This is a genomic window from Photorhabdus aballayi, assembly GCF_026153155.1.
GTDB lineage: Bacteria > Pseudomonadota > Gammaproteobacteria > Enterobacterales > Enterobacteriaceae > Photorhabdus > Photorhabdus luminescens.
On record NZ_JAPFCD010000053.1, the window covers coordinates 26,597 to 34,863 of the forward strand.

The 8,267-nt window shown below is 44.9% G+C and carries 12 protein-coding genes and 1 pseudogene; 9 read left to right on the forward strand and 4 right to left on the reverse strand.

Annotated features, from left to right (window positions below; all coding sequences use genetic code 11):
• Positions 1-13: 13 nt before the first annotated feature.
• Entirely contained in the window at positions 14-208 is a 195-nt protein-coding gene (locus OO184_RS19980; RefSeq protein WP_265380693.1) for a hypothetical protein, read from the reverse strand.
• Positions 209-372: 164 nt separating this feature from the next.
• On the opposite strand from OO184_RS19980, the gene OO184_RS19985 reads away from it, so the two are divergent.
• From OO184_RS19985 to OO184_RS20005, 5 genes are all read left to right on the forward strand, one after another.
• Positions 373-738, forward strand: a complete 366-nt coding sequence (locus tag OO184_RS19985) for a hypothetical protein (RefSeq protein WP_265380694.1) — start codon at positions 373-375, stop codon at positions 736-738.
• A 515-nt stretch (positions 739-1,253) separates the two neighbouring features.
• Positions 1,254-1,664 (forward strand): hypothetical protein, encoded by a 411-nt coding sequence (locus tag OO184_RS19990; protein WP_265380695.1) that lies wholly within the window; start codon positions 1,254-1,256, stop codon positions 1,662-1,664.
• A 662-nt stretch (positions 1,665-2,326) separates the two neighbouring features.
• Positions 2,327-2,488, forward strand: coding sequence for a hypothetical protein (locus tag OO184_RS19995; protein ID WP_265380696.1), 162 nt, complete (start codon positions 2,327-2,329; stop codon positions 2,486-2,488).
• A 90-nt stretch (positions 2,489-2,578) separates the two neighbouring features.
• Positions 2,579-2,854 carry a lipoprotein gene (locus tag OO184_RS20000; protein ID WP_265380697.1) on the forward strand — a complete coding sequence of 92 codons (276 nt, stop codon included), beginning with the start codon at positions 2,579-2,581 and terminating at the stop codon, positions 2,852-2,854.
• Between the two features lie 26 nt (positions 2,855-2,880).
• A complete protein-coding gene (locus OO184_RS20005; RefSeq protein ID WP_265380698.1) occupies positions 2,881-3,363 on the forward strand; it encodes a hypothetical protein in 483 nt (160 codons plus the stop codon).
• Positions 3,364-3,683: 320 nt separating this feature from the next.
• On the opposite strand, the gene OO184_RS20010 is transcribed toward OO184_RS20005, so the two are convergent.
• The 3 genes from OO184_RS20010 to OO184_RS20020 are packed head-to-tail and all read right to left on the reverse strand — an operon-like array spanning position 3,684 to position 4,171.
• Positions 3,684-3,830: a hypothetical protein gene (locus OO184_RS20010; protein WP_265380699.1), complete on the reverse strand. Its 147-nt coding sequence runs from the start codon at positions 3,828-3,830 to the stop codon at positions 3,684-3,686.
• 21 nt (positions 3,831-3,851) lie between these two features.
• The gene (locus tag OO184_RS20015) at positions 3,852-3,974 is read right to left on the reverse strand and encodes a hypothetical protein (protein ID WP_265380700.1); all 123 of its coding nucleotides are present in this window, start codon (positions 3,972-3,974) and stop codon (positions 3,852-3,854) included.
• Between the two features lie 26 nt (positions 3,975-4,000).
• Entirely contained in the window at positions 4,001-4,171 is a 171-nt protein-coding gene (locus tag OO184_RS20020) for a hypothetical protein (protein WP_265380701.1), read from the reverse strand.
• Between the two features lie 575 nt (positions 4,172-4,746).
• Here OO184_RS20020 and OO184_RS20025 point away from each other — a divergent pair.
• The 4 genes and pseudogenes from OO184_RS20025 to OO184_RS20035 all read left to right on the forward strand — a co-directional run bounded on the left by OO184_RS20025 (position 4,747) and on the right by OO184_RS20035 (position 7,854).
• Positions 4,747-5,262 (forward strand): single-stranded DNA-binding protein, encoded by a 516-nt coding sequence (locus tag OO184_RS20025; RefSeq protein ID WP_265380702.1) that lies wholly within the window; start codon positions 4,747-4,749, stop codon positions 5,260-5,262.
• 620 nt (positions 5,263-5,882) lie between these two features.
• Positions 5,883-6,266: pseudogene (locus OO184_RS25100) on the forward strand (reverse transcriptase domain-containing protein); the annotation flags it as partial.
• Between the two features lie 76 nt (positions 6,267-6,342).
• Entirely contained in the window at positions 6,343-7,578 is a 1,236-nt protein-coding gene (ltrA, locus tag OO184_RS20030; RefSeq protein WP_265380703.1) for a group II intron reverse transcriptase/maturase, read from the forward strand.
• Positions 7,579-7,698: 120 nt separating this feature from the next.
• A complete protein-coding gene (locus OO184_RS20035; protein WP_265380704.1) occupies positions 7,699-7,854 on the forward strand; it encodes a hypothetical protein in 156 nt (51 codons plus the stop codon).
• Positions 7,855-8,267 lie beyond the last annotated feature (413 nt).

Consider the following 8,267-nt stretch of genomic DNA (forward strand, 5'->3'; position numbering starts at 1 on the left):
CTTTATTGCTTGTCTAAATATCAGGGTTCTTTCTAATATATCCTTGATCTAATAATACCTTGGCAGCATCGTCGGATATTGCAGCAATATCGTTACGAATTTGCTCCGAATCACTTACTGATGATGCCAATTTTGTATAGTTAGTTGAAGGCATAATATCCATAATACTGCTGGCTGCTATCAAATAGCGGCGTATCGCAAGCAACATAATCTTTCCTCCAATTATTAAAATATTGTCAGTTTAAATTGGTAAAAGTCTAATAATTCATACAGACAGAACAACTAAGTAATATAGTGGTGTACATCACAGTGATATCAATATCAAATTATATCATTTCTGAGAATGACATATGACACAAGAGTTGAGTCCAATTGAAAAAAATCGATGAGAATGCTCAGCCTGAAGAGAAGAGCGATATCTATCTGGATAAACTGTTTGATTTTCTCGTCGAGGAAATTAGGGAGAGAGATGCTCCGCTGACATATGATGATATCGGTAAGACGCTAGGGTATACGAAAGGACTGGGACATGATGACCTCTATGGCATGCCTTGTCTGACCACGGTTCGGAAGAAAATCATTGAATATGTGGCAAAGTATATGCGTCGCAATTCTAACGGGCCATCAGTTTATGCCATAGCCTGTGCGCTAAGCTTTTCCAACAACAAAACACGACGTCACGTTGATTATTTAGATAGCTTTGAGCTTGTTAGTTACAGTCCTAAGCTCATGAGGTGATCGTAATTTATCCTAATGACTACGACAGCAAAGCCGGGGAATAACAGGTTATATCGGAAAACTATTAGATCAAGTTCTAGCTTGCGATGAAACGCATTACTCAAGAGAAATACCTCAAGGTGATTGAGTAGATTTTTCTGAGCTACCTGCTATCCGGTTCGACATTGCTCTCTTTCGCCATATCTGTCATTTATAAACTGGTACCAGAGGAGACAAGAGGATTACTCACATAGGAAGACTTGCTGGTGGCCTAGTGGTGGTTTGCTTATCTATATGTACCCCTGTTCTACCTCTATCGTAGATTCGGCGTGACATGCCAGGAGTCCTCTGCTGCATTACTCACTATAGCGGTCATGCCTGACAGTATAATGGCTGCAAAGTGTCATCCTATTTCATGGTAATCCGTAATTTGAGTTGGTAGCCTGCCGGTTGCAGAAAGTTGTTGTTCATACATGTGCAGGTGCCTCTGTGGGGGAGGAATCAACATAGGCCCTAACCAATTCAAGGTGACTTCTATGAAAAAATCTCTGCTGAGATTATCCGCAGCGATGGGGGTACTTTCATGTTCTCTAGCTATGGCTGCGCCTTCCGTAGATCCAAACTCGGTTTATGGTGAACCACCAGCGGCTAATTCTGGGCTAACGCCGCCGCAACAACAGCGGAGCACAAACGACCAGAGTGCTATCATCGTTCTTCGTCTGGAAAACTTCAAACTAATGGGTACTTTTACGGTGCCGGAAGAAATTGGGCATCTGAGCGTTATGCAAATCAATAACAAAACCTATGTGTTATCCGAACAGCCGGATAAGCGTCTGACGGGCCTTTGGAGAGGTCGCAATGAAGTTGGTCAGGAAGCGTTATGTGGATATCTGAATAACTCTATGCGTGTACAGAAGTGCTATTACATTCTTTTTCGCGAACGCTAAAGTAAAAAGAGGGGACTTCCTCTCTTTTTAAATCTGTTTAAAATGATCATAACATTAGATCTGAGCGCAGTATATAAGGAAGTCAGCCTGGCTTATGACCGGCTTGGCATAAAATTGGGGTGATAATAAAGAGAGAAGTGGAATTCATCCTGAATGAATCGTGCAGGGAAGATACAAGGATGTTTCTGACACGACGACTTTTGCTTCTAGAAATTGTCAACCAACTAAACTACAACGAGGGCTATCATTAGTCTTCCCGTTCCAGTGCAATGAGCGACATCAATTCAGTCATGAAACGCCAGAAATACAAGCCGGTGTCTTTTGTCTGCAAAATAAACAGTTCAGTTATAAGTGAGAACCCAGTACTAAACCAGTCCTGAAGATTTCGTCACCTAGCTGACCCATGTTTTATTGATTTTATTTCAGTGGGAAGAGCAAATGACGGACTAGGGTCTTACCCTTCGTACTGTCAACATTCAGGACACATGCCCATCTGAATCCATGCGTGATTCTAGGCGCTGAGAAAAAAAGAGGCTATGCATCTTTGATGCACAGGCGAAACTGGAATCCTCTCGCTTCGAAGCAGATGCCATTCAGGCGCTTGCTGAAGGTCAGCGAAGGGCCAACGAAACCCCAGTGGTAAGAAAGCCCTGACGTTCCAGTTGGCAACCAACTACATCAATATGCTAAGCGCGTTGTCCACCAGCGATAACAGTAAAGTTATCGCTATTCCAGCTAATATTTCTCAGGCTATAGGCGGACTGGTCAACGCAGGAGCACTATTATCGGCCAGTTCGATTGCTAGTAATCAGGCATCTAAATAAGGTTGAGTGAAACACAAAACAGTGTTATCTCTGATAGCTATCTTTGTGCAACAAGATCTACATAAATCGCTCGAATATTAAAGCAATGACATGAGAAAGTATCTTTTTTGTTTACTGGCGATTTTATTATTAAGCGGTTGCAGTTCAATGAGGCTTGGCCTGTCACTGGACGAACGATATGAACAAGCTTATCAGGACATACTCATAAAGCCATCTGAAGCAAATATGAAACGCTACATGGACCTAAGTAAAACCGTCGCAGAGCTCGACATGAAAGAAGCGAATGCAAAGGCCAAAGCGGCCACCCGAGAAAGTGATAAAGGCTTTACTGAGTATTTCCGAGCATATGGGAGTATAAGGTTTTAAAAATCCCCAAAATAAGGAATCATGAAATGACGAATACAAAAAACCATGCAGATCCAGCCTTTTACACCGGTGCAGTCTGGGCTGCATCAGTGCTACTACGGCAAACCGGTAATAGTGACGGAGCCCGTAAAATTCTTGACCACATTCCTCAGCTGGATCGTGTGGCTGCGCTAAGCTGTGAAGAAGACCTCTTTCATCTGCGCCAATTCGTGGATAAAACCTTACCATTGGGTAAGAATGCACAGTACACAAAATTCGGCGTTGCACCGTTGGATCAACTCGGGCGTGTTATTGCTATCCAGGACACGGAACTGGAAAATTACACAGCCCCTGAAGAAGGTATGCTGTTTTGGTGCGTGTGTGCCACGGATGAGCACGGTAACCAGCACGTACTGATTGATCGGTTGGATTATCTGGAAGAAGCACAAAAACTGGCAAAAACACTCTCTCAATATATCTCGGTATCGGCTGAGATAGTAAATAAAACGAAATTAATACATTCAATCTGAAATTCCACTCAATAATATCCTCTTATTGCCCGGCAAATCCCAAACACCGGGCTTTTTTTGTCACCAGACCAACTCATTGTATTTTTCTATTCATTTACATAGCGATAACTTCAGCTTGAATATCAAATCACAACCAGGAAATGTTGACGATGTATAGCGAAAGAGCAAAGAATGAATGCTTTCTTAAAGCTCAGTCTACAATAAAAACCATTCATTATATTGTGTTTACATTAACCATTATTCTGTCTTCTTGTAATCGGTTGTATAGTCATTTTACTGAATCCGGCCAGTGTGCCGATCATATAACAACAAAAACGCAATCATTGCAGCCCCAGCTCGTGCCAAGTAAAAAGAATGTTAATTTCTTCAGAGACGATCACTGACCAAGCACTGGCCGGATCGTTGCAATAGTCTAAACCTGTTGTTTTTCGGGCTTTATTGACCCAAATCATTAATTTCAGCATCATCTATTTTCTGATATGACTCAGCTAGACCAGCGAAACTGAAAATCCATGTTGAATCGCGTTATCAAGTTCAAAAATAGTATCTTTTTCTATTAACAACAGCCTTAGCGCCTCATTGTCTCTTAAGTATTGTTCTCTTTTCTTCATATGACCTTCCTGTTCAGGAAGAGAATTCAAACAAGTTCCCTGCCAAATACGTATACTGCAACTGCCATATTCCTAGCTATATCAGCACTTTCTTCTGTCAACACATCATGTGCTTCATCCTGATAACGTTGAATAGCTTCCCGAACTTCAAAGTAAAAAGCACTGTACGATACGTGTAGATTCACATCTTCAGTCATTATTTCATCCTAAATTTAGCTATGCCCGTCAAATCCGAATTCAAAAGGGTACTTTAGTTTCATTAAACTACCCATTAATCACTGGCCCCTAATCAGTTGGGTACTAGATAGTCAGGGAAGAGGCAAACGGTATTGAACCGCTCAGCTTTCACTTCCGGCTACAGGAGGTGGTCAACGTTTGCCGTTACCTGAAAAAAACCGATACGCAACAGCATTCGTGCTAGCTAGAAAAAAATTCAGGAAACGAACAAAGGCCGCAGAATGAATTCAATTCTAAATAGCCGTGATGAATATTATCATTTCGTCACTATAATAACATGCGCTGGCTTAAGTTAGCATAATGATCACCTTCACCTTTGCCCGGTTCATCCGGGCATCTTTTTGCCTTTTGAAAGGACATTGTTTTGCAGCCATTTTCGCTTACATGATCAATGGGTGTCTCATATTCTTACATTTCAAATCAGACCGTAAGATAATTTTTGAAAAAAGATGGCTATAGGTTATTCGTCAGCTGGGTGGCTTCCGTAATTATAGAGGGTATCAAGCATCGAATTTACTTTTTAATCGGAGGTTATATGTCCAGCAGAGGTATAAACAAAGTTATTTTAATCGGTAACCTGGGAAAAGACCCGGAGGTCCGCTATATGCCAAACGGCGGTGCAGTGACTAACATTACTCTGGCGACTTCTGAAAGCTGGCGCGATAAACAGACCGGTGAGATGAAAGAGAAGACTGAATGGCATAGGGTTGTTTTGTTTGGCAAATTGGCGGAAGTCGCGGGTGAATACTTACGTAAAGGTTCACAGGTTTATATCGAAGGTTCTCTGCAAACCCGTAAATGGCAGGATCAGAACGGTCAGGAGCGTTATGCCACAGAAGTGGTAGTAAACATGGGTGGAACTATGCAAATGTTGGGGAGCCGCGCTGGTAGTAGTTTCCAAGGCCAACCACAAGGCGGCGGTTGGGGACAGCAACCACAGCAACAATCTCAGCAGTTCAGCGGTGGTGGCGCTCCTTCACGTCCAACTCAATCTTTTGCTCCACAGAGCAATGAGCCGCCAATGGATTTTGATGATGACATTCCATTCTGAGTGCGCCGTTTTGCTTTGTAAATCAAGTGCTTAAGGTTATTTGCAATCAAAAGTATAGGCTGTTGGAAAGCTTATTGCAAGCCTGACTTATCCTTGCTTAGTAATAAGCTTGAACCTTGAAAAAGGAAGGGGAGTGCAGCATGTCAGGGAAAAGGCTGGTGGCGGGGAAACTATCTACTTTGCGCCAGTCATTGCAAGTCCTATAAGGTTAAACCTGATTGGTTGAATCACAGTTCATAGTGGGTTTCGGGATATCTTTGACTCACGATAGTTTAGGAGTCTTACCAAAGTTTATGACAATTATAGCTAGAAGGTTGTCATATCCAACAACTTTGGCACCTGCTCGGTGAGAGTGGAAATTGGACGTAAGTGGAACCTAAGTAGGACGCATCTTGAATACAGAGAAATGCGGGATCATCTAAGTTGGTTTGAACTAAACAACCAATATGATGACAGAGTCTCCATAGTACCCAATGTAGCTCTGTAATGGAGTAGCAATCGGTTTCAATCCGATCTGAAACCTAAGTATAAGTGATAGAGCAATTTATTTCGAAAGCTTAGATGTAGGGGGAAGGGAGACAGTTAGACACAATACTAATAGAAGCGAGGTTCGATAGTCAGTGCTATCAGCAAGAACACTCAAAGCTCTAAGTGGTATTAACAAAGCAAGTGTACAAGGACATAAGGTCAAGAAATTACACAAGTTAATGTGTAACAACCTTGATTTATGGGCAACGGCATATGCCAACATTTACTCTAATCGTGGTGCCATGACGAAAGGGGTGAATGACAATACGCTTGATGGAATGGGTAATGACAGAGTTCTAAACCTAGTCAGCCTCATTAAATCTTCGGATTACCGCCCCAAACCTTGTAGACGCACTTACATACCCAAGGATGCAAGGAAGCCTAATGGTAAGAAACGACCTCTTGGTATTCCTAGTGGTGATGATAAGTTAATTCAAGAAGTCATGAGAATGCTTCTAGAAGGAATTTACGAACCGTGCTGATGGCACGACAGCAACCACGGGCGATAAAGCCGGTGGGAGGACTGCTGTAAAATCGGCAAAGCCATTTCCTGTGAGTAAGCGACAGGTGTGGGAAGCGTATAAACGAGTGAAAGCTAACCGTGGTGCGGCAGGTATTGACGGACAGACACTGGCCGGGTTTGACGAGAATGTTGCAGACAATCTCTACAAGCTATGGAACAGACTGGCTTCGGGCAGTTATATGCCGCAGGCGGTAAGGCGTGTGGAGATCCCCAAAGCTGATGGTGGTGTGCGTCCGTTCGGTATTCCTGCTGTGTCGGACAGAATCGCCCAGATGGTCGTTAAACAGGTACTTGAGCCTGTACTGGAACCTCTGTTCCATGCCGACTCGTATGGCTACCGGCCGGGGAAATCTGCTCACCAGGCGATTGCGCAGGCGAGAACACGCTGCTGGAAGTTTGACTGGGTTGTGGAAATCGATATCAAAGGCTTCTTTGATAATATTGATCATGCCCTGTTACTGAAAGCAGTGCGGCATCACACACAGGAACGCTGGTTGGTGATGTATATCGAACGCTGGCTGAAGGCACCGGTGCAAATGCCGGATGGAAGGGCGCAGGTACGGAACAGGGGGATGCCGCAAGGCGGCGTGATTTCACCCCTGATCTCGAATCTGTTCCTGCATTATGCCTTTGATATGTGGATGAAACGTCAGTTTCCCGGCGTCCCCTTTGAAAGGTATGCCGATGATGTTGTATGCCACTGTCACAGTCAGTTGCAGGCCGAAGCACTGATAAGTAAAGCAGGCCAGCGGTTCGCGCAATGTGGGCTGGAGTTGCATCCGCAGAAGACCCGGATGGTTTACTGTAAAGATGCCGATCGACGGGGGAATTACGCAGAGACGCGCTTCGACTTTCTAGGCTATACATTCCGGCCCCGTTTGTCGAAGAATCGCTGGGGTAAGACCTTCGTTAACTTCAGTCCGGGGATGAGTGCCAGAGCAGGGAAAGCAATCCGTCAGGAGGTGAGGAGTTGGGGTCTGCAAAATCGCAGTGACAAGTCCTTGTACGATCTGGCGAATATGTTCAATGCGAAAATCAGAGGCTGGATAAATTATTACGGTGCTTTTTATAAATCGGCCCTGTATCCAACGCTGAGGCAAATCGATCGCAAACTCGTGTTATGGCTGACCCGTAAACATAAGCGACTTCGGGGCCACCGGCGACGGGCCAGTCACTGGCTGGCGCGTGTTGCGCGGAGTGAAACGAGGTTGTTTGCCCACTGGCCGCTACTATGGGGGCAGGCTTCAATGGGAAGAGCCGGATGAGCGGAGACGGTGCGCCGTGAAAGCGGCGAATCGAATCCCTGCCTTAGGCAGGAGGAGTTGGAAGAAATACTGCTGGGTCATCAGTCTTACCGGATGGTGAAAATCTTAAGGGACATAAGCATGACTGAAAAGCACAGGCCCGACGAACATACCGAATCGGTTGTTGTGCAAGACCCGCGTAATAAGGTTAAAGCTGTATTGCCTGAACCTCAGACACCAGTGATGGAATACTCACATCCACAGCCACGGTATGTCAGGGCTGTGTCGGCAGGATAGGCTGGTAAACCTCTCGCCAGCCGAAATCTTCCCCTGCTGAACGACGGTCAGCGAGATCGTTCAAGGTGCCGAACGGGGAACCTACGTTGCGCTATCACGTTCGATTCGTGCGAACACGGGATCGCCTACGGGTCGCGAGACCCAGGGTGACGGAGTGATCATAGTAGTCCGGGGACGGGAAAGCCGTCCACATGGCGAAGGATCACAGGTGTCTGACGACCAAATATTGAGGTAACCGAAATGGCCACAGCCGAAAATGTTCTGGCCGTCTATTCCGATCGAGGCAGGCGGAAATTCACAAGTTTTGTCCAACCAAAATCGGGAAAAATGACACTGGAAAGCCGGATGAGGTCGAAAGTCTCATGTCCGGTTTGGAGAGGGGGCGTTCGGAAAAGTGCTATAGCAAATGGTAA

What these genes read in the sequence shown, in the direction of transcription:
- OO184_RS19980 (WP_265380693.1), bottom strand. Translation starts at nt 208, where the DNA reads ATGTTGCTTGCGATACGCCGCTATTTGATAGCAGCCAGCAGTATTATG.
- OO184_RS19990 (WP_265380695.1), top strand. Translation starts at nt 1,254, where the DNA reads ATGAAAAAATCTCTGCTGAGATTATCCGCAGCGATGGGGGTACTTTCA.
- OO184_RS20000 (WP_265380697.1), top strand. Translation starts at nt 2,579, where the DNA reads ATGAGAAAGTATCTTTTTTGTTTACTGGCGATTTTATTATTAAGCGGT.
- OO184_RS20005 (WP_265380698.1), top strand. Translation starts at nt 2,881, where the DNA reads ATGACGAATACAAAAAACCATGCAGATCCAGCCTTTTACACCGGTGCA.
- OO184_RS20010 (WP_265380699.1), bottom strand. Translation starts at nt 3,830, where the DNA reads ATGATGCTGAAATTAATGATTTGGGTCAATAAAGCCCGAAAAACAACA.
- OO184_RS20015 (WP_265380700.1), bottom strand. Translation starts at nt 3,974, where the DNA reads ATGAAGAAAAGAGAACAATACTTAAGAGACAATGAGGCGCTAAGGCTG.
- OO184_RS20020 (WP_265380701.1), bottom strand. Translation starts at nt 4,171, where the DNA reads ATGACTGAAGATGTGAATCTACACGTATCGTACAGTGCTTTTTACTTT.
- OO184_RS20025 (WP_265380702.1), top strand. Translation starts at nt 4,747, where the DNA reads ATGTCCAGCAGAGGTATAAACAAAGTTATTTTAATCGGTAACCTGGGA.
- OO184_RS20035 (WP_265380704.1), top strand. Translation starts at nt 7,699, where the DNA reads ATGACTGAAAAGCACAGGCCCGACGAACATACCGAATCGGTTGTTGTG.